The 21304-nt window shown below is 42.9% G+C and carries 20 protein-coding genes; 10 read left to right on the top strand and 10 right to left on the bottom strand.

The window, feature by feature from the left end; translation table 11 throughout:
• Positions 1 to 623: 623 nt before the first annotated feature.
• Both rpmG and rpmB read right to left on the bottom strand, forming a co-directional pair.
• Positions 624 to 791, bottom strand: a complete 168-nt coding sequence (gene rpmG, locus AACW90_RS17725; RefSeq protein WP_084884015.1) for a 50S ribosomal protein L33 — start codon at positions 789 to 791, stop codon at positions 624 to 626.
• 13 nt (positions 792 to 804) lie between these two features.
• Entirely contained in the window at positions 805 to 1041 is a 237-nt protein-coding gene (rpmB, locus tag AACW90_RS17720) for a 50S ribosomal protein L28 (protein ID WP_195704889.1), read from the bottom strand.
• A 490-nt stretch (positions 1042 to 1531) separates the two neighbouring features.
• On the opposite strand from rpmB, the gene hldE reads away from it, so the two are divergent.
• Positions 1532 to 2959 carry a bifunctional D-glycero-beta-D-manno-heptose-7-phosphate kinase/D-glycero-beta-D-manno-heptose 1-phosphate adenylyltransferase HldE gene (gene hldE / locus AACW90_RS17715; protein ID WP_390237057.1) on the top strand — a complete coding sequence of 476 codons (1428 nt, stop codon included), beginning with the start codon at positions 1532 to 1534 and terminating at the stop codon, positions 2957 to 2959.
• A gap of 478 nt (positions 2960 to 3437) precedes the next feature.
• Here the strand turns inward: hldE and radC are convergent, their stop codons facing one another.
• Positions 3438 to 4112, bottom strand: coding sequence for a RadC family protein (gene radC, locus AACW90_RS17710; RefSeq protein ID WP_390237055.1), 675 nt, complete (start codon positions 4110 to 4112; stop codon positions 3438 to 3440).
• A gap of 225 nt (positions 4113 to 4337) precedes the next feature.
• On the opposite strand from radC, the gene coaBC reads away from it, so the two are divergent.
• The 3 genes from coaBC (at position 4338) to lpxL (ending at position 7413) form a co-directional block, all read left to right on the top strand.
• Positions 4338 to 5570, top strand: a complete 1233-nt coding sequence (gene coaBC, locus AACW90_RS17705) for a bifunctional phosphopantothenoylcysteine decarboxylase/phosphopantothenate--cysteine ligase CoaBC (RefSeq protein ID WP_390237053.1) — start codon at positions 4338 to 4340, stop codon at positions 5568 to 5570.
• Between the two features lie 278 nt (positions 5571 to 5848).
• The gene (gene slmA, locus AACW90_RS17700) at positions 5849 to 6439 is read left to right on the top strand and encodes a nucleoid occlusion factor SlmA (protein ID WP_195704885.1); all 591 of its coding nucleotides are present in this window, start codon (positions 5849 to 5851) and stop codon (positions 6437 to 6439) included.
• A gap of 29 nt (positions 6440 to 6468) precedes the next feature.
• Positions 6469 to 7413 carry an LpxL/LpxP family Kdo(2)-lipid IV(A) lauroyl/palmitoleoyl acyltransferase gene (gene lpxL, locus AACW90_RS17695; protein ID WP_390237050.1) on the top strand — a complete coding sequence of 315 codons (945 nt, stop codon included), beginning with the start codon at positions 6469 to 6471 and terminating at the stop codon, positions 7411 to 7413.
• Positions 7414 to 7464: 51 nt separating this feature from the next.
• On the opposite strand, the gene pyrE is transcribed toward lpxL, so the two are convergent.
• Positions 7465 to 8106: an orotate phosphoribosyltransferase gene (gene pyrE / locus AACW90_RS17690; protein ID WP_390237048.1), complete on the bottom strand. Its 642-nt coding sequence runs from the start codon at positions 8104 to 8106 to the stop codon at positions 7465 to 7467.
• Positions 8107 to 8305: 199 nt separating this feature from the next.
• Complete coding sequence (gene rph / locus AACW90_RS17685; RefSeq protein ID WP_390237046.1) at positions 8306 to 9022, bottom strand: ribonuclease PH; 717 nt, start codon at positions 9020 to 9022, stop codon at positions 8306 to 8308.
• 167 nt (positions 9023 to 9189) lie between these two features.
• On the opposite strand from rph, the gene AACW90_RS17680 reads away from it, so the two are divergent.
• From AACW90_RS17680 to trmH, 5 genes are all read left to right on the top strand, one after another.
• On the top strand, positions 9190 to 10056 hold the full coding sequence (locus AACW90_RS17680; protein ID WP_390237043.1) for a YicC/YloC family endoribonuclease: 867 nt from the start codon (positions 9190 to 9192) through the stop codon (positions 10054 to 10056).
• A 249-nt stretch (positions 10057 to 10305) separates the two neighbouring features.
• Positions 10306 to 10929 carry a guanylate kinase gene (gene gmk / locus AACW90_RS17675; protein WP_390237041.1) on the top strand — a complete coding sequence of 208 codons (624 nt, stop codon included), beginning with the start codon at positions 10306 to 10308 and terminating at the stop codon, positions 10927 to 10929.
• Between the two features lie 60 nt (positions 10930 to 10989).
• Complete coding sequence (gene rpoZ, locus AACW90_RS17670; protein WP_102563458.1) at positions 10990 to 11262, top strand: DNA-directed RNA polymerase subunit omega; 273 nt, start codon at positions 10990 to 10992, stop codon at positions 11260 to 11262.
• A 40-nt stretch (positions 11263 to 11302) separates the two neighbouring features.
• Entirely contained in the window at positions 11303 to 13423 is a 2121-nt protein-coding gene (gene spoT / locus AACW90_RS17665) for a bifunctional GTP diphosphokinase/guanosine-3',5'-bis pyrophosphate 3'-pyrophosphohydrolase (RefSeq protein ID WP_390237039.1), read from the top strand.
• 91 nt (positions 13424 to 13514) lie between these two features.
• Positions 13515 to 14201 (top strand): tRNA (guanosine(18)-2'-O)-methyltransferase TrmH, encoded by a 687-nt coding sequence (gene trmH / locus AACW90_RS17660; RefSeq protein ID WP_390237037.1) that lies wholly within the window; start codon positions 13515 to 13517, stop codon positions 14199 to 14201.
• A 138-nt stretch (positions 14202 to 14339) separates the two neighbouring features.
• Here the strand turns inward: trmH and AACW90_RS17655 are convergent, their stop codons facing one another.
• The 4 genes from AACW90_RS17655 to AACW90_RS17640 form a co-directional block, all read right to left on the bottom strand.
• Positions 14340 to 14576 carry a thioredoxin family protein gene (locus tag AACW90_RS17655; protein WP_390237035.1) on the bottom strand — a complete coding sequence of 79 codons (237 nt, stop codon included), beginning with the start codon at positions 14574 to 14576 and terminating at the stop codon, positions 14340 to 14342.
• Between the two features lie 27 nt (positions 14577 to 14603).
• On the bottom strand, positions 14604 to 15599 hold the full coding sequence (locus AACW90_RS17650; protein WP_390237033.1) for a permease: 996 nt from the start codon (positions 15597 to 15599) through the stop codon (positions 14604 to 14606).
• A 79-nt stretch (positions 15600 to 15678) separates the two neighbouring features.
• Positions 15679 to 16239, bottom strand: a complete 561-nt coding sequence (locus tag AACW90_RS17645; protein ID WP_390237030.1) for a sigma-70 family RNA polymerase sigma factor — start codon at positions 16237 to 16239, stop codon at positions 15679 to 15681.
• A complete protein-coding gene (locus AACW90_RS17640; protein WP_390237028.1) occupies positions 16239 to 18125 on the bottom strand; it encodes a putative ATP-dependent zinc protease in 1887 nt (628 codons plus the stop codon). The genes AACW90_RS17645 and AACW90_RS17640 overlap by 1 nt, the downstream gene beginning before the upstream one ends.
• Positions 18126 to 18314: 189 nt before the next feature.
• Here AACW90_RS17640 and AACW90_RS17635 point away from each other — a divergent pair, with 189 nt between their 5' ends.
• Positions 18315 to 20654 carry a Tex family protein gene (locus AACW90_RS17635; protein ID WP_390237026.1) on the top strand — a complete coding sequence of 780 codons (2340 nt, stop codon included), beginning with the start codon at positions 18315 to 18317 and terminating at the stop codon, positions 20652 to 20654.
• 73 nt (positions 20655 to 20727) lie between these two features.
• On the opposite strand, the gene AACW90_RS17630 is transcribed toward AACW90_RS17635, so the two are convergent.
• Positions 20728 to 21198, bottom strand: a complete 471-nt coding sequence (locus AACW90_RS17630; RefSeq protein ID WP_390237024.1) for an ATP-dependent Lon protease — start codon at positions 21196 to 21198, stop codon at positions 20728 to 20730.
• Positions 21199 to 21304: the final 106 nt, after the last annotated feature.

Below are 21304 nucleotides of genomic sequence, written 5' to 3'. Positions count from 1 at the left end.
CATGTAGAAGATTCCCGTTTTCACGGGAATGACGGTGGCTTCATTTTGCGTTTTCAGCCTTGGATATGAGGCTAACTCACTCATTCCCGTCCTTTCGCCATTTCACAGTCCTTCACTCATTCCCATTCTTTCGTCATTCCCGTGAAAACGGGAATCTTGAGGGTATTAGATCCCCATTTTCATGGGGATGACGTTGGTTTGGCACTGATCACCAACATGGGTAACAGATCTGACCGGGCACATGGGTAACATGTAGAAGATTCCCGTTTTCACGGGAATGACGGTGGCTTCATTTTGCGTTTTCAGCCTTGGATATGAGGCTAACTCACTCATTCCCGTCCTTTCGCCATTTCACAGTCCTTCACTCATTCCCATTCTTTCGTCATTCCCGTGAAAACGGGAATCTTGAGGGTATTAGATCCCCCATTTTCATGGGGATGACGTTGGTTTGGCACTGATCACCAACATGGGTAACAGATCTGACCGGGCACATGGGTAACATGTAGAAGATTCCCGTTTTCACGGGAATGACGGTGGCTTCATTTTGCGTTTTCTATTTCTTTACACCAGAAAACAAAAAACCCAGCTACAAGAGCTGGGTTTTTATTGAAACTGTCAATCAATTACTTGATTTTTGCTTCTTTGTACATAACGTGCTTACGAACAACTGGATCAAATTTCTTGATCTCAAATTTGCCCGGCATGTTACGTTTGTTCTTATCAGTGGTATAGAAGTGTCCTGTACCAGCTGAAGAAACTAGCTTAATTTTCTCACGAATGCCTTTAGCCATCGTTCAATTCCTCTTAAACTTTTTCGCCAGAAGCTCGTACATCAACAAGAACAGCATCAATGCCTTTCTTATCAATAATACGCATACCTTTAGCAGTTAGACGTAGTTTAACAAAGCGTTTTTCGCTCTCTACCCAGAAACGATGAGTTTGTAGGTTCGGCAGAAAACGACGCTTAGTAGCATTTCGTGCGTGTGAACGGTTATTACCCGCTACTGGACGCTTACCAGTTACTTGGCATACTCGGGACATTTAAGTCTCTCCAAAATCGTTTCAGCTCGATATCAACCTTGGTGGCCGAACCTCTCTACATCTACTATATAAGTAAAGAATTGAGGTTAAAAACCGCTATGGAAATCCATACAAGGCTATCAAAGGTCGCGCATTATACTAACTTGACGTACATTGCTCAAGACCTGAATAGATCCTTTTGCAGGATTTCGTGATCTTTTTTTGAGCAGAGCTGATTTGTGTTCAAAAAATAGTGCGCGAATCATAGCAGAAAATTTAAAAAAGATAAGTGTTTTTTTGATTTTAGAGAAATAAGCTAAATATCGTCACTGCAACTGACGCAAACTGATTCAAAAAACTATTAACAATCTGAGTTATCGATGACATTGAATCGAGCACAGATAAGTGAAAAACTAAGGGACGAGTAAAAGATAAGTATTACCGCTCAAAAGTTTAGCGTGGTTTAGGCTTATGCTAAACTCCATCCCAGTATTAATATTTGGAAACGTGTATGAAACCTATTTTGCCTGAATATAGCCAATCGAATGTTTTAGTTATTGGTGATGTAATGCTTGACCGTTATTGGAATGGTCCAACTGGACGTATTTCACCAGAAGCGCCAGTACCCGTTGTCAAAGTAGAGAATAATGAAGAACGGCCCGGTGGCGCTGCGAACGTTGCAATGAATATTGCTTCTCTACGCGGTCATGTCCATATCATCGGCTTAACCGGTGATGATGAGCCAGCAAGAGTTTTACACGACACGTTAAATGGCTTAAAGATTGACTGCGACTTTGTAAAATTGCCCGAATACCCAACCATTACCAAACTGCGCGTCATTAGTCGTGGGCAACAGTTGATTCGTTTAGATTTTGAAGAAAAATTTAAACATGTCGATCCTGAATTAATCTTATCTCGCATGGACGCTGTACTTCCTACAATAAATGCCGTCATTTTGTCAGATTATGCGAAAGGCGCCTTAGAACACGCTCAACTGATGATTCAAAAAGCGCGTGCGGCTAACGTACCGGTGTTTATTGACCCTAAAGATGTTGATTTTGAACGCTATCGCGGTGCCACTCTCTTAACGCCTAATATGGCTGAGTTTGAATTGAAAGTCGGCAAAATCGAATCAGAAGAAGAGCTCGTAGCAAAAGGGTTAGGACTAATTGAAGAGTTTGACTTAGAGGCTCTACTCGTAACTCGTGGCGAACATGGCATGACTTTATTACGAAAAGGCATGGCTGCATTTAATCTTCCCACTCAGGCTCAGGAAGTGTATGACGTAACAGGCGCTGGCGATACGGTTATTTCCGTATTGGCCGCTTCCGTCGCGGCGGGAAAACCGTTGGATCAAGCCTGTGCGTTAGCCAATGCTGCTGCCGGTATTGTCGTCGGTAAGCTAGGTACTTCGACGGTATCTGAAATTGAACTTGCAGAAGCCATTCATGGTAGCCAAGACTCCGACTTTGGCGTCATAGGTGAAGAAGCCCTCGTTGAAGCCGTGAAGAAAGCAAAATCAAAAGGTGAAACGGTTGTCATGACCAATGGTTGTTTTGATATTCTTCATGCCGGTCACGTTTCTTACCTGAATCAAGCGGCAAAATTGGGTGAACGACTCATTGTTGCGGTCAATACTGATGAGTCAGTAAGAGAACTGAAAGGGCCAGGTCGACCCGTCAATCCAACCAACCGTCGCATGGCCGTACTGGCTGGTTTAGGTGCGGTTGATTGGGTCGTTCCGTTTAGTGAAGAAACACCACAACGATTGATCTCTAAGGTACTACCGTCATTGCTTGTTAAAGGTGGCGATTACAAACCAGAAGAGATTGCTGGAGGAACAGAGGTTATTGCCGCCGGTGGTGAGGTTCGCGTACTTAATTTTGAAATTGGTTGTTCGACGACAGAAATCATTGAAGCGATCAAGTCTGGTAGCTAATAACACGTTATATGATGCCAATGCTGTCGGGTTAACGTTATCGAAACTCGTCATCCCGACAAAACCCGTCATTCTCTCGCCCCTGTCGTCGTTCCCTCGAAGAAATAACGCTGTTCGGTTAGTGCTAAATACTTCGTCATTCCCGTGAAAACGGGAATCTTGGTGAAATCAGATCCCCACTTTCGTGAGGATGACGGAGAGTGGGGATGACGTTAGTTTTCGTGGAAGTAGATCAATTTTCGTCGGGATGATAAGTTTAAATAACCTTAACCGAACAGCATTACTCGAAAGACGGAAGCTAATGCGACAAGGTCGCTGACCACCCACACGGAAATGACGAATGAATGCAGGAATGACGGAATAGAGACGAGGATGAAAAAAGAGAGGCCGATACAACGGCGCATGTCATCGCCAACAGATCGGCCTGTATAAGCAACAAACATGGCCAGTTCAAGGGCAATACGTATTGATGTATAAGCTACAATAAACCTCTCTCTGCGAAAGACATCACGTCTCCATCACCAACGATGAAATGATCCAACAATCTAATGTCGACTAAGGCAAGCGCATCGATAATACGGTCCGTAATTCTTTTATCTGAAGAACTGGGTTCAGCAATTCCTGACGGATGATTATGAGCGACAATAATAGAGGCTGCATTGTGATAAAGCGCTCTCTTAACCACCTCTCTAGGATAAACACTCGCCGCATTAATAGTACCTTCAAACAAGATTTCATCCATAATGACGTGGTGTTGGCTATCTAGATAAAGGATCAAAAACGCTTCCCTGTCTCTGTGCCTTAAGCGACTAGACAGATACATCCTTGTATTGCTCGGTGCAGTGAGTATGTCACCTTTGCTGATTGTTTCCGCAAGATACCTGTTGGTCATCTCCAGTACCGCTTGTAGTTGCGCATATTTCGCCTCACCTAACCCTTTATGCCGACAAAATTCCTCTTTGCTACAACTGAATAGCTTTCTAAGCGAACCAAATTCAGAGATAAGAAAATCAGAAAGCACAACAACATTCATCCCTTTTATGCCAGTTCTTAAAAATATCGCCAACAGTTCAGCGTCTGATAAAGCCTGAGCCCCACGCAACAGAAGTTTTTCTCGTGGTTGAGATTCAAGTGGGAGCTTTTTGATAGTCATGACATATCCTTAATAAAAAAGGATATGTAACAAATAAGAAGCAAGATTAAAAAGCTTAGCGATGACTATGCGACTTAAACGGGTGAAGCTAATACTTAAAATAGTCGTGATGATGAAAATTAAAAACGTTGTCGCCTATATTTACACCAACTTTCTGTTTCATCTCTATACAGGTGATTTTTCATAATTTTGTGATATGGTTTGCTCATAAAATGGAGAATCAACATGCAATCTTTAACCGGGAAAAAAATCCTTTTAGGTATCAGTGGTGGTATTGCCGCATACAAATGTGCTGAGCTAACCAGACGCTTAACTGAAAGAGGCGCGCAGGTACACGTCGTAATGACTAAAGCTGCTAAAGAGTTTATTACGCCTTTAACCATGCAAGCCGTATCTGGCAATCCAGTTTCAGACAGCCTATTAGATCCTGCGGCAGAGGCCTCTATGGGGCACATTGAGTTAGGGAAGTGGGCCGATATTGTATTGTTGGCTCCGGCTACGGCCGACCTTATCGCTCGAATAACTGCCGGTATGGGAAATGACCTACTTTCAACCGTCATATTGGCGACAAATGCCCCAGTGGCCATCGCCCCAGCCATGAATCAACAGATGTATACAAATATCGCAACTCAAGAAAATATCGCCACGCTAACAAAACGCGGCTTTCACATTTGGGGCCCAGCAGCGGGTGAACAAGCGTGCGGTGATGTTGGATATGGCAGAATGTTAGAACCGATGCAGTTGGTCGAAAGGTGCGAAAGTTTTTTCCAGTCAGCCTTTAAACTGGATAAAATTCTGGACGGAAAATCCGTACTGATCACTGCAGGTCCTACCCGTGAAGCGATAGACCCGGTTAGATTCATTTCTAATCATAGCTCTGGAAAGATGGGATACGCACTCGCTCAGGCCGCTTCGAAGCTAGGTGCCAACGTAACCCTTATCAGTGGGCCTGTCGCACTCAACACACCCAAGAATGTACGTAGAATTGATGTAGAAAGTGCAAAAAACATGCATGCAGAAGTGATGGACAATGTAAGCGATAACCATATATTTATTGCCTGTGCTGCCGTCGCTGACTATCGTCCCGGATCCGTATCCGATCAAAAAATCAAAAAGAGAGAGGATTCTGACGAAATGTCTCTCACCATGATTAAGAATCCAGATATCGTTGCCAGTGTGGCGAACCTCGAAAAAAACAGACCCTTCACCGTTGGCTTTGCGGCTGAAACTCAAGATGTCGAAAAGTATGCCAGAGGAAAATTAACGAAGAAGAATCTAGACCTTATCTGCGCCAACGATGTATCAATTGAAGGGCAAGGGTTTAACTCAAACGACAATGCGCTAACGCTCTACTGGCATCAAGAGGAAGGGCAACAAAGCGAACAATCATTGCCACTTGACTCTAAAGAGGCACTTGCCTTACAAATAATGCAAAAAATAAATGCGCTTATGGAATAGAGTAAATAAAACTTAACCTTGTGTCTTAAATTGATATACCTATGCAAGTCAGGGGTAGATTTGGACACACAAGTAAGCAATAATCAGCAAAGAATCTATAGTAAGCACCAACTTCATTGATAATGGTGCTTCAACAAGTCTATTCAACTTAAGACTACTGCTGTAAAAGCATTTCAAAAAATGACATTACAGAACCGTCAGTTTGTAGTCACTCTATTTGTTGTAAAAGAGAATAAATACTCAATACGCAAGTAGAGATACGTAAAGGAATCGGAACCATGACCGGAACCAGAAAATCCAATCGCCGTGAAGAAATCCTTCAGGCCTTAGCTCATATGCTAGAGACTACCGATGGCGCATCTAGAATCACTACCGCCAAATTAGCCAAACAAGTTGGTGTCTCTGAAGCAGCACTTTATCGCCACTTTCCGAGCAAGGCTCGTATGTTTGAAGGCTTAATAGAGTTTATCGAAGACTCGCTTATGTCCCGAATCAACCGCATACTCGATGAAGAAAAAGACACGTTGCAGCGGATCCGATTGGTTCTTCAACTGATACTGGCTTTTGCAGAGAAAAACCCAGGGCTAACAAGGATTATGTCTGGTCACGCGTTGATGTTTGAAAACGAGCGATTACGCGGTCGAATTAATCAGCTCTTTGAAAGAATCGAAATGCAACTCAGACAAATTTTACGCGAACGTCAGTTACGTGAAGGTAAATCATTTCCTGTTGATGAATCTATTTTGGCGGCACAACTTCTCGGCCAAGTAGAGGGCAGTCTCAATCGATTTGTTCGTTCTGATTTCAAATATCAACCCACTGAAAATTTCGAAGAATATTGGGCTCTACTGAGTGCTCAAATTCAATAATATGTATAACGCCTCAAAGCGAGCCCATAATGAGTAGAAGCATTAAACCTAAGTTTACCTTATCTCTTCTCCACCCCAAATACTGGTTGGTTTGGTTGGGCTTTGGTTTTCTAGCACTGTTCGTCAATATATTGCCTTATAAGTTGCTTTATCTTGTCGGTAGAAAGCTTGGTCAAGTGAGTATGAAAATAGGTAAGAGCAGAGTAAAGGTTGCTAGACGTAATCTAGAACTCGCCTTTCCGGAAAGAACCGCGCAAGAGAACCAAGACTTTGTAGAAGAAAACTTTAAAAATACCGGACTTGCATTAATAGAAACCGCGATTACTTGGTTTTGGCCGACTTGGCGCTTTAAAAGGTTGTTAAACGCCGGAGATTTTTCTGAGATAACGAAATTCGAAAATGAAAAAAAAGGCATACTCTTTTGTTGCGCTCACGCACTTAATTTAGAGATAACCGGCCGAGCACTTGCTGTATTGGGCATTGGTGGTTTTGGCGTTTACCGCCCACATAATAACCCTGTCTATAATTTCATTCAGTATCGAGGTCGAGCCCACAATGGCAACCGACTGATAGACAGGAAAGATGTCAAAGGGATGATTCGCGCACTCAAAAGCGGAGATCGTATTCTTTACCTACCAGATCATGACTACGGCCGAAAAAAATCCGTGTTTGTTCCATTTTTTGCCGTTGAGGATGCCTGTACCACAACAGGTACCAGTATTTTGGCCTACACAAGCCATTGCGCCATTGTCACAGTATCTGGGTTTAGAAATCGGAATCTAAAATATGATATTCAAGTTGACTCATCGTTCCATCTCGATTACCCACAACGCGATGAAAAAGCAGCGGCTGCATTTATGAATAAACATATCGAAAATATTATTTTAAAAGCACCAGAACAATGGATGTGGCTACATAAACGTTTCAAAACAATGGAAGACGAATCCATTCCGCGCGGAATAAGATACAAATAATATGACCACTTCGCTTTAAGAAGCGAAGTGGTCATGATTCAAGGTTTCTTTTTAAACCCCAAACTCAGCTCGATAGGCTTTCACTTTCTCTAATTGATCAACGCTACCACCTTTCTCTTCGAGATAAGAGATAAGATCCGTAAGGCTAACAATAGAGACAATCTGACACTGGAAATCGCGTTCTACTTCTTGAATCGCAGAAAGCTCGCCTTTTCCTTTCTCTTGTCTATCAATAGCAACAAGAACACCAGCTAAGTCTGCGCCATTGGCTTGGATTATCTCCATAGATTCGCGGATAGCGGTACCAGCAGTAATAACATCGTCCACAAGCATGATACGCCCTTCTAGCGCGCTGCCGACAAGGTTGCCACCTTCACCATGATTTTTCGCTTCTTTGCGATTAAAGCAATAAGGTGCATCCACGTCATGGTGATCAGCTAAAGCAACCGCCGTCGTTGTTGCTATAGGAATGCCTTTATATGCAGGACCAAAGAGAACATCATATGAAATACCAGAATCGATGAGTGCAGCAGCATAGAATCGACCTAGTCGAGCGAGATCTCTTCCGGTATTAAACAAGCCAGCATTAAAAAAATAAGGGCTAATACGCCCGGACTTTAAAGTAAACTCACCGAACTTAAGAACCTCTTTTTCTAATGCGAATTCTATAAATTCACGCTGATATGCTTTCATTTCGTTTTCCCCTCAACACTTAAGGTGATTAAATTAGCCATCCACCAATAAGCTTGTTGGATTTATACTTCTCTGAACAATGAACCTAACACCTCGTCACACTCGTAAAAACAGGAAACTTGGTGGAATTAGATCCCCACTTTCGTGGGGATAACGTTGTGTTCCGTAAGGACGACAGGATTAGAACAACATTGCGAGACTAATCGACTAGCGCCGCTTTCTGCACCTCAATAATATCGGCAATACCCTGTTTAGCGAGCGCCAGTAAATCCATTAATTCGTCATGCGAGAAAGGTTCGCCTTCTGCAGTACCTTGGATTTCGATCATCTTACCTTCTTCTGTCATAACGACATTCATATCGGTATCTGCCGCAGAATCTTCAACATATTCTAGATCACACAACGCTTCACCATTAACGATTCCAACCGATACAGCAGCAACATGACCCTTCATAGGGTTTTGCTTAAGCTTACCTTCTGCAACCAAATGTTGGAACGCATCCGCCATTGCGACACTAGCACCAGAAATAGAGGCGGTTCTTGTTCCGCCGTCAGCTTGAATCACATCACAGTCAACAGTAACCATGAACTCACCCATCGCTTCAAGATCAACAACGGCACGCAAACTACGAGCGATAAGGCGTTGAATTTCCATCGTACGCCCACCCTGCTTTCCACTTGCGGCTTCACGGCGGTTACGAGTGTGTGTTGCTCTTGGTAACATGCCGTATTCCGCCGTTACCCAACCTTTTCCTTTCCCTTTTAGCCAACGAGGTACATTCTCTTCAACCGTTGCATTACATAACACTTTGGTGTTTCCAAACTCTACTAACACAGAACCTTCAGCATACGCTGTATAGTTACGAGTCATTTTAATTGGACGAACTTGTACCGCGCTTCTGTCGTTTGGACGCATGGGTATTTACCTATTATGTAATGGATTTCAATTGGGCGGGAATTATAGCGGAAAACATGAATGGTTCCTAGGTGCGCTATGGAGGCTTCGCCCCAACTTGTGCTACCATCTTTTACTTATTACTTACATTCAAAAAAACACGTATTTCGACTATCAAGGAAATATCCATGATCTACAGCATGACGGCATACTCTCGCAAAGAAGTGAAAGGCGATTGGGGTAGCGCAGTATGGGAAATTCGTAGCGTGAACCAACGCTATTTAGAAACTTACTTTCGCTTACCAGAACAATTTCGTGGTTTAGAGCCTATTTTGCGCGAGCGCTTTCGTAAACGTCTTGCTAGAGGCAAAGTAGAGTGCCATTTGCGCTTTGAAGCTAACCCTGATGCGAAGGGTGAGTTATCAATCAATGAAACACTGGCTAAACAAGTCATTAATGCGGCAAACCAAGTATCTAATCTTATTGGTGAAAGTAATCGAATCAATCCATTTCAAGTTATGCAATGGCCTGGCGTGATGGAAACACCAGAACAAGACATGGATACGATCAAAAAAGATTTATTAGCGGCGTTTGATGAAGGTGTAAGTGAATTCATTGAAGCTCGCGGCCGTGAAGGCACAAACATGAAAGATTTGATTACCACTCGCCTTGACGCGATTACGGATGAAGCCATCAAAGTTCGTGATCGTATGCCTGAAATTATTGAGTGGCAACGTGAAAGATTAATCAAGAAATTTGAAGAAGCTAAAATCGAACTTGACGCGACTCGTGTAGAGCAGGAACTCATTATGCTTGCTCAAAAAGTAGACGTAGCCGAAGAGATAGATCGTTTAGATTCTCACGTTAAAGAAACAAATAATATTCTGAAAAAAGGCGGGGCATGTGGCAGAAAGCTCGACTTTATGATGCAAGAATTCAATCGTGAAGCAAATACTCTGGCTTCTAAATCAATCAGTACAGATATCACCGCTTCAGGTGTTGAGCTGAAAGTATTGATTGAGCAGATGAGAGAACAGATCCAGAATATAGAGTAATTACGATTTATCTTACAAAAAAAAGCCCTCGTCAATAGAGGGCTCTTTTTTTCTCTGTGTACACTATCTTTTATAGAGATAAAGTTCCCACAACCACGTTGAGAATAGGTGATAACCTGTGCTACTCTTCGCCTCCATTTTTCCGACCTCTGGTTTATCCAATTAGAAGTCGTTATTATCTTGTTTTGGCTCGCCGTTCGATGGTTCACGAATCGGCGAAAAACATCAAATTAGTGTGGGGTAAAAAAGATGGCTCAAGGGACTCTTTATATAGTATCCGCTCCTAGCGGTGCAGGTAAATCTAGCTTAATTTCAGCGCTGCTGGAAACAAACCCGACTTACGCAATGAAAGTCTCTGTATCTCACACAACGCGTGACATGCGCTCTGGTGAAGAAGATGGTTTGCACTACCATTTTATTCCAAAAGAGAGCTTTGAAGCGCTAATCGAGAAAAACGAATTTCTCGAACATGCTGAAGTTTTCGGTAATTACTATGGAACTTCTCGTGTATGGATTGAAGATAACTTGAACAAAGGTATCGACGTTTTCCTCGATATTGATTGGCAAGGTGCTCGACAGATCCGTAAACAGATGCCACTTGCTAAGAGCGTTTTTATTATTCCACCGTCCAACGGTGAATTAGAACGTCGTCTCAATGCAAGAGGACAAGATAATGAAGCAGTCATAGCAAAGCGCATGAGTGAAGCTAAATCCGAAATGTCACATTTTGACGAATACGATTATCTTATTGTTAATGACGATTTCGATGCGTCATTGATGGACTTTAAGGCGATTATTCGTGCGGAGCGCTTAAAACAAGACAAACAAGCGGCGAAATATAATGGTATGCTCACAGCACTATTGGCAGAGTAAGCCTTTAGACTGTATACTTTCTCGTCATTCAGAATATTTAGTTAACCTATTGGAGTCCACATGGCACGCGTAACCGTTCAAGATGCAGTTGAAAAAGTTGGCAACCGCTTCGACCTAGTACTAATCTCGGCTCGCCGCGCTCGTCAGATGCAAACTGGCGGCAAAGATTCACTAGTGCCTGAAGAGAATGATAAGCCTACTGTTATCGCACTTCGTGAAATCGAAGAAGGCTTGATCACTAAGGACGTTCTTGATGCACGTGAACGTCAAGAGCAACAAGAACAAGAAGCGGCTGAACTTGCGGCTGTAAGTAGCATTACTCACACTCGTTAATTCTAGTGAATAATTTTAAGTAACCTTTCGGGCCTTTAATTTGTATCTATTCGATAGCCTAAAAGATGTTGCCCAAGAATACCTAACAGAGCCTCACCTAGAGGCTCTGCGTCAATCCTATGTGGTAGCAAAAGACGCCCATGAAGGGCAAACCCGCTCAAGCGGGGAACCTTATATCATTCACCCTGTTGCTGTAGCTCGTATCCTCGCAGAAATGCGTTTGGATCATGAAACCTTAATGGCTGCACTTTTACACGACGTGATAGAAGATACGGAAGTCTCTAAGGAAGAACTTGCTAATCAGTTTGGTGATACGGTTGCTGAACTCGTTGATGGGGTATCTAAGTTAGATAAACTTAAATTTAGAGATCGAAAAGAAGCACAAGCAGAGAACTTTCGTAAGATGGTTCTTGCTATGGTGCAAGACATTCGCGTCATCCTTATCAAGCTTGCTGACCGCACACACAACATGCGTACCCTTGGTGCACTTCGTCCAGACAAACGTCGTCGAATAGCAAAAGAAACACTCGAAATATACTCTCCCCTTGCCCATCGATTAGGCATCCACAATATTAAAACTGAGTTAGAAGAACTTGGTTTTGAAGCGCTCTATCCAAATCGCTACAAAGTCCTTAAGGAAGTAGTGAAGACCGCGCGTGGTAACCGAAAAGAGATGATTCAACGTATTCACTCAGAAATCGAAGGTCGTTTAGAGGAAGTAGGCTTAAAAGCCAGTGTGTTAGGACGAGAAAAAAATCTCTTTTCGATCTACAACAAAATGAAAACCAAAGAGCAAAAATTCCATACCATTATGGACATCTATGCTTTTCGAGTCATCGTAGATAGCCCCGATACATGTTATCGAGTATTAGGTCAGGTGCATAACCTTTATAAACCTCGCCCAGCTCGAATGAAAGATTATATTGCCGTCCCAAAAGCCAATGGCTATCAGTCGCTGCACACTTCAATGGTTGGCCCACACGGCGTACCTGTAGAAGTACAGATTCGTACCGATGACATGGATCAAATGGCGGACAAAGGTGTTGCTGCACATTGGTCATATAAAGCAGGTGGCGAACGCAAAGGCACTACCGCTCAGGTTAAAGCGCAGCGTTGGATGCAGAGCTTACTTGAGCTTCAACAAAGCGCAGGGAACTCCTTTGAGTTTATTGAAAACGTTAAGTCCGACCTTTTTCCTGACGAGATTTTCGTTTTCACACCTAAAGGCCGTATTGTTGAATTACCTGCTGGCGCGACTGCCGTCGATTTCGCCTATGCCGTCCACACTGATGTAGGTAATACCTGCGTAGGTGCTCGAGTTGACCGTCAACCTTATCCTCTGAGTAAATCACTTAAGAACGGTCAAGCAATCGAAATTATTAGTGCTCCTGGGGCTCGCCCTAATGCTGCATGGCTCAACTATGTGGTTACCTCCAGAGCAAGAACCAAGATACGCCAAGTGCTGAAAACCATGCGTCGTGAAGAATCGGTGGCATTGGGTCGCAGACTGCTAAACCATGCTTTAGGCCGACACACTATAGAGAGCGTTTACCCAACAAACATTGAACATGTTTTATCTGACCTTAAGGTCAAGTCCATGGACGATTTACTTGCGGCTATCGGTTTGGGTGAGCTCATGAGTATTGTTATTGCTCGCCGTTTGTTGGGCGATGCTGATGCACTGACTGAAACCAGTTCAGTAACGTCAACATCAAGCAAGAAACTATCTATTAAAGGTGCTGATGGCATTCTGCTTACCTATGCCAAGTGCTGTCATCCAATACCCGGCGACCATATCATTGCTCATGTTTCACCAGGACGTGGGTTAGTCGTACACCTTGAATCTTGTCCTAATATACGTGGTTATCAAAAAGAACCGGATAAATACATGTCTGTTGAATGGTCTGATGAACACGAACACGAGTTCATTTCTGAGTTGCAAATTGATATGCATAACAAACAAGGTGCGCTTGCAGAACTCACCAACGTTGTTTCGCGTACTGGCTCTAATATTCACGGCATTACAACGGAAGAAAAAGATGGTCGTTTATACACAGTCACTTTAGCGATCACTACAAAAAACCGCGTTCATTTAGCGGAAATAATGAAGAAAATCCGCGTTATACCACATGCATTGAAAGTTAGACGTAAAAGAACGTAGCCATACTATCCTGAGTCTTGAACCTAAAATGAAGAAAATAGGTGCTCAAGGCTCAAGATTCTACAACCCAACCAGTCATCGTTGAATTATCATGAACCTAGACCGCTATAACCGCATCCAAACTGTCCTTAAAGCTCGCCAAACCGACTTAACCCTTTGCCTTGAAGAGGTTCACAAACCAAACAACGTCTCTGCAATTATTCGTACCGCCGATGCGGCTGGTGTCCATAAAGTACATGCTGTTTGGCCCAACAAAAATATGCGAACCTTAAGCCACACCTCTGCTGGTGCGCGCAACTGGGTCGAAGTCGAGACTCACGAAACTATCGAAAGTGCCGTTAGCGAACTAAAAACCCAGAATATGCAGATCTTAGCAACTAACCTTTCCGACAAAGCTGTCGATTTCAGAGAAATCGATTACACCAAACCAACCGCAATCATTCTTGGCGGCGAAAAGTACGGTATCTCTAGTAAGGCATTAGAGTTTGCCGATCAAGACATTATCATTCCAATGGTCGGTATGGTTCAGTCTCTCAACGTTTCGGTTGCCAGTGCGCTCATTCTTTTCGAAGCACAAAGACAACGCCAACGTGCAGGAATGTATGACAGAGAAACCTCAGCATTAGCGAAAGAGGTCATACACAGAACGCTATTTGAGCGTGGCCATCCTGTTCTTGCTAAAGTCGCTAAACGTAAGAAACTCGAATACCCTCCCCTAGACGAAGAGGGCCAGATTGTCGCCGATGCGGCTTGGTGGGCAGAGATGCAGAGACGCTAACACCTGTTACCCATTTACCCCCTCTTATCGGTTACTTATGTGTCCGACCAGTCCGGGATCTTGCCAGAGTAAATCACACGCTCTTGAGAGTGACGGAACGTTGAAAACAACGAAGTTACGTTACCTTCTATTTACGTTTTAATGAGTAAACCAGGCCGCCACTTGCTCTACCTTCGGTACACTGCCTTTGTGTACCACCGTTTCATCTATAACCACAGCAGGTGTTTTCATTACGCCATAAGCCATAATGTCTTTAAGATCTTGAACCTTTATCAGCTCTATCTCTATATTATTTGATCTAGCCACTTCTTCGATGACCGATGCCGTTACCTGACAATTTTTACAACCAGAACCTAATATTTTGACTACTTTCATTACTTTCTCCTTGAATAAAAATGATTTTTAGAGCAGCGGTATGGCATTGAAAATCCAACCAACGAGCGTAAACGCGACTAATAAGACGGCGAATAGCACCATAAGTAACGGCCACTTCATCACCTGCTTTAAAAGAATGAATTCAGGAAAACTCGCGGCAACAGTACTCATACAAAAAGCCAACGTCGTACCAATTGGCAGCCCGTTCATGATCAAACTCTCCATAACCGGAATGACACCCGTCGCATTAGAATAGAGAGGTATCCCTAGGAGAACAGCCGCTGGTACAGACCACCATTGCCTATCGCCTAAATAGGCTTCAATCCACCCCTCGGGAACAAAACCGTGTAAAGCGGCACCTAAACCAACACCAATAAATACCCACTTCCAAACCCGTCCAAAGATCTCACTGGTTTCATCTTTGGCAAACTGATGGCGCTCTTGTAGGGATAATTTTTTAGCCTCTTGAGTGCGAGTAGTGCTCTCTTTTTGATTGATTGACCCTTGCTTTAAAGCATCAGCAGCAAAAGAAACCAACCAACGTTCCGCTTTTATCACATCTAAAAATAAACCCCCTAACATACCAACGCTAATACCAATCAATACATACAAAACCGTAAACTTCCAACCTAACAAACTAACCAGTAGCAATACGGCTACTTCATTGATAAGCGGTGAAGTAATAAGAAATGCCATCGTAATACCAAGCGGTATACCCGCCGAGGTAAATCCGAGGAATACGGGAATGCTTGAACATGAGCAAAACGGGGTGATTGCACCAAAAATTGAGCCTAGTAAGTAACCAGTAAGACGATGCTTTCCCGCCAAGTAATCTCGAACACGTTCGATATCCAATGAAGCTCGGATGATAGCAATTAGGTAGATCATAATGATAAGAAGCGCGAAGATCTTAGTGGTATCTTCTACAAAAAAATGCAGTGCATCACCAAGCTTAGAATTGGGAGATAGATTAAGCAGATCAAACACCAACCATGATGCTAAATCAGTGAACATTTGAAACATATGAACCCTATAAAATAAAACTTCTTTGTCTTAAAGACGAAGCGGTTTTAAAAAGGATTCATAGAAAATGATATTTCTTTTAGTCTCGACGAGTAAAACAACAAACCTGTTGATTTTCGTCTAGCTTTACTTGACAAGAAAGTTCTATTTGTCGTTTCAATTTGTCTCTTGCACGACGAATTCGAGATTTCGTCGCCGCAAGGGTCAGCCCATGTTCAATGGCAAACTTTTGTTGACTGACGCCTTCTAAATCACACGCCACAATAATGGCTTGGTCCGCTTTATCAAGTTCAGAGATCACTCGAGGAAGACAACTTAAGGCAAGGAGATCAACGGGCGCTAAGTCTTCTTCTTCCTGTTCAATATCGTCACTTATCTGCTGAAACGTGCGCTTTCTTGTATGATCAATAAACAAGTTTTTAGCCACTCGAAACAGCCATGCTTTCGTATTGGTTACCTCACAAAACGTCGCTTGTTGATGCATGATTTTAATAAAAACGTCTTGCAGGATATCCTGAGCAAGTTGTCTGTCGTTGGTCTTTTTAAACAGCCACTGCAGCAGTGGCTGTTCATGTTGATGCCAAGCACGCATCGCACAAGGAAACGCGTCACCTAGGTTTTTGGATCGATTCTCTAACATCACTGTTTTATATCTTTTTCAGACCCACCCAGCAGAAACTTGCTATCACTGGTAACGACCACACCATGACGCAGAAAGTTTTCACCAAGGATCATACTGTAGCCAAATCGAGAACGGTCTTGTAGGTTAACTTTGACCTTCTTACGTATATCACCAATCTGTACATCCATCTTCACTACTGGTCTGTGATTGGCTTTTTCCCCTTCCTTCGCTTTAACGGTCATCATTCTCACGACCTGTCGGGTAAACGATTTTTTGTCGCCTTGTTTGTTCTCATACACAAAGTCGACCATGTCTTTACCTTCTTTTTGGTATAATTTGATCTCTTTGGCATTCATTGAACTGACATCCGCGCCAGTATCTAACTTCACCGGAAAACTTAACCCTTCGACCGTGGCGTTTTCAATGTAACCCGCCTTGACTAGGTCGTGAGACTCTAGCAATAGATCCGTCCGCGTATTAATTATCACACCACCTTTCTTTGTTTTCTGCCCTATTAGAAAAACCTGTTCCTCATTTTTATCTAGGGTTTCTAGCGCGATGTCATATTCAGTATATTTTCCGTCAGCCTCAAGTCTGACCTCAATCACGGGTCTTATTGAGTCACCCACTTTGATTTTTCGAAGAATAGATTTAACAAATTTCTTCTTATCACCTTCATCATCTTCTAAGAAATAGGTGACATGTTCGCCTTTGTCAGCGCTTGATATCTCAAAACTGGTTACCTTGAGCACTGGGGTTTTCACTCTAAGATCAGGTTTTGCGTTTACCTCTATGCCATCGACTAAAATTAACTCTTCTGGCGAGACCACAAGTGGGTTCTTATCTTTAACTCGCTGAGTAAATTTCTCTTTAGGCTTATCCAAAAGATTCTTTTCACTGGCACTAATGACAAAGTTTTTACTCAGCGCTTCTTTACCTAGTCTCAATTGGCTAGAACTGTTGGAGCGATCTTTTAAATAAACATGCAGATTAGTATCAAAGTGCTTTTCACCTTTTACTGGGATATAGACCTCTGGACGCTCAATATCACCAAATTTAATCATGCCTATCAGAGGGAGAGTGAATGACTTACTATTTCCCTCTTTGTCATTGGTATCAAAGCTGACTTTCTTTGCCTTTTTGTCTACCTTGATATTCGTAGCATGTAAAACGGACGATTTACTTTCCATTGAAATGCTGACATTCATCGAAAGACCATTCACCATCATTGTCTCTTCACGACCAATAAGGGTTGCTTTCGGCTGCTCTTGTAAATAATCATAACCTGCAAATACCCAAGCATTCTGTTTTAGAAATGTCTTACCAATCAAAATTGGGGTACTAAAATTACCTCTATCTGTCAGGCTTGCTTCTGTTTCAATTTCAACGTCACCTATCTTCATTTTAAGCTCTATAACAGGGCGATAAAGAGGTTCTTTACTGGTACGACTTCGAACTACACTCACTCTCGCTAAGCGCCTTTCAAACTCTAAAACGTCACCAGTGTAGGGGTTCGTCACATTGAACTTCACGTTAAGCTTTAGGTCTCTTTCTGGGGTATCAAACTCATCTAACCACCAATTACTTTGGGAACCACCATATTCATCCACGATATGCTTAAGCAATTCAGTATCCGAAAGGTTTTTATATTTAGGGTTACTACTCAAAATATGAATATTATCGGCGTGAATGGACGTAGTATCCGCTCCGGTATCTATCTTCCCATCGAATGGGATATGTTTGTATTTGTCTGTGCTCGTCAGATACACATTTTCTATACGACCAAATACGGATAAACCATCTAACTCATAGGCTGGATTCTGTGTTGTGTAACTGTTTTCGCTGGCGATAGCGCTAGCGCTAAATAACATTATTATTAATAACGAGATGGGCATTTTTTTCATTCTTATAATCCGTAACATGCAGATATTCCTTTTATTTATTCTAGTCAATGTAACCAATAACAACAGCAATTCATGTCAAAGTTACGCAAAAGAAAATTAAAGATTGCGATAACCAACGACAACCTAGTAATTCTCCGTTTTGCCCCCATTTATGAAACAATGCAAAAAATTGATTAAAGAGATCTACGGATGAGCCAAACTCCTTCTCAGCAACAAAGAGACTCACAACACTTAAGCCAGCAGATTGCGAAAGAGCTTAACGTTCGAACCGAGCAGGTTGCTGCAACGATTCGTCTTATCGATGAAGGAAGTACCATCCCTTTCATTGCCCGATATCGTAAAGAGGTAACGGGTGGCTTGGACGATACCCAACTGAGAACCCTTGATTCGCGCTTGAGTTATCTTCGAGAGCTGAATGAACGTCGAGTGACGATTCTTAAATCCATCAATGATCAAGAAAAACTAACGCCTAAATTAGAGCACGATATTAATCAAGCAGAGAGCAAAACTCGACTTGAAGATCTTTACCTTCCCTATAAACCCAAAAGAAGAACCAAGGGACAGATTGCTATCGAGGCAGGGCTAGAACCATTGGCATTGAAGCTATGGAAAGAAGCACAAGGCGATCCTGAATTAGAAGCCCTACATTATATAAACGCTGAAAAAGGAATTAATGACACTAAAGCGGCACTGGATGGCGCTCGTTTTATTATCATGGAGCAGATTGCTGAAAATGCCGATTTGATAAGTAAACTTAGACAATACCTCACTACTCAAGCTGAGATCGTGTCTCGAGTTATTAGCGGAAAAGAACAAGAGGGACAGAAGTTCAAAGATTATTTCGAACATAATGAAAAGCTAAGTAAAGCACCGTCTCACCGTGCATTAGCGATGCTTCGTGGCCGAAATGAAGGTTTTTTGCAGCTATCTATGAACGCTGATCCAAACCAAGACGAAAGCATTCGCCGCTCATATTGCGAAGATATCATCACCAACCATTACGGACTTCATCTCAGTGACACGCCAGCAAATAAATGGCGCACTCAGGTAATAAGCTGGGCGTGGCGAATCAAAATTTCGACCCATATGGAAACTGAATTGATGGGCGCGATGAAGGAACGCAGCGAGGTGGATGCAATAGACGTGTTTGCTTCTAATCTAAAAGACCTATTGATGGCAGCCCCTGCGGGCCCTAAAGCAACACTTGGTTTAGACCCTGGGCTTCGAACTGGTTCTAAAATTGCTGTCGTAGATGCCACAGGTAAAGTGCTTGATACCGACACTATTTACCCTAACCAGCCTCACAAACAGATCGATAAGTCAGCCCATGTAATTGAAAAGCTGATCAGAAAACATAACGTCGACCTGATTGCGATTGGAAATGGCACCGCTTCCCGTGAAACTGACGACTTTGTCGTAAATACATTAAAAAAGGCCAATTTAAGTACACAAAATATTATTGTGAGTGAGGCAGGCGCATCGGTTTATTCTGCATCCGAGCTCGCCGCTAACGAGTTCCCTAACATGGATGTCTCTTTACGTGGTGCCGTTTCTATCGCCAGACGCTTGCAAGATCCTCTGGCTGAGTTAGTTAAGATCGATCCTAAATCTATCGGCGTTGGCCAATACCAACATGACGTAGGTCAAAATGCATTGGCAAAACGATTAAATGCCGTAGTAGAAGATTGTGTCAACGCTGTTGGCGTTGACGTTAATACGGCATCAACAGCACTTCTTACTCGTGTTGCCGGACTTTCTAACACTATTGCAGAAAACATTGTCAAATATCGAGATGAAAATGGTCGCTTTGAAACTCGAGCAACCTTAAAAAAAGTTGCTCGTTTGGGGCCTAAAGCCTTTGAACAGTGTGCTGGTTTCCTTCGTATCATGGATGGTAAAAATCCATTAGATGCGTCTTCTGTTCACCCTGAAGCCTATCCTTTGGTTAAAGCCGTCGCAGAGAAAAATAACAAACCAATAAAGGCCCTTATTGGTGACACACTATTTTTGCGTTCTCTCAATGCGATAGATTATACCGACAGTACCTTTGGGGTTCCTACGGTGACCGATATTATCAAGGAGCTTGATAAGCCGGGTCGAGACCCTAGACCAGAATTTAAAACCGCAACTTTCGCCGACGGAATTAATGCTATCTCAGATCTTGAGCCGGGAATGATTCTTGAAGGGGTGGTCTCTAACGTGGCAAACTTTGGTGCATTTGTCGATATTGGCGTTCATCAAGATGGCTTAGTCCATATCTCTGCTTTGACTGACCGTTATGTCTCTGACCCTCGCGAAATCGTTAAAGCTGGTGATATTGTTAAGGTCAAAGTGATTGAGGTTGACGTTCAGCGCAAGCGAATTGCGTTGACTATGCGTCTAACCGACGAACCTGGCCAAACAAATAAACCACAGACGAATCGAAATACGCCGCCAGAACGTAAGAACAAACCCAAAAGCCAAGGTTCTCAAAAGCAGCCAATGGGAAACAGTGCGTTTGCTGATGCGTTCAAGAAAGCAGGGCGGTGATGACAGGTTAACAAGGGAAAAATAAGTTATAGATCCTAGAACATTCTAGAATCTATAACTCTATTCAGAGTTGTCAAAGCACCGCAATAACCTCAGAAGGGCAGTTTGGTGCTACAGCATGACCGTAGTGATATTTAATCACAGTACGTCTCCGCTCCATTTTTCCCGAAGTAATCGCTGCATCAATGATTTTTTTAGGCAAACGAAAGCGAATCGTGTAACCCAACCCCTGTTTCTCCGAATAGGTCTGAAGTGCAAGCAGTTCAAACAACCGGCTTAAGGTATCTTTGGGTTCTTCACTCTTCGCTGACTTAGTGTTTGTCTCACTGTCCAGTTCATAATCCGGATGGTCCGACGCGTCCCAAGCAGGTCGTTTCCGGCGCTTATCTTCTGCCTTAATGCGCCTTTCTGCATTGGATTTTGCCAGTTCTACTGGCGGCGTAACAGGTTCACGAACTTTGTTATCTCTCGCCGCTTGTTCAGTTTGAACATTGACCGAAGGAGCGATTAGTGGCACGTTCACATTGGTCGGCGACACAATCATAACAAACCTCCTTCTAATACAACCCATTGCTTCATAGCGAATATTAGTTACCTATCTTCCTAGGTAACACTTTCTCCTAGGTAGATAAGACGCTATTTGTAATTGG

Origin of the sequence: Vibrio frigidus, from assembly GCF_042465995.1 — a bacterium.
In the GTDB taxonomy this organism is placed as follows: domain Bacteria; phylum Pseudomonadota; class Gammaproteobacteria; order Enterobacterales; family Vibrionaceae; genus Vibrio.
This window is presented reverse-complemented; position numbering and strand designations above follow the sequence as displayed.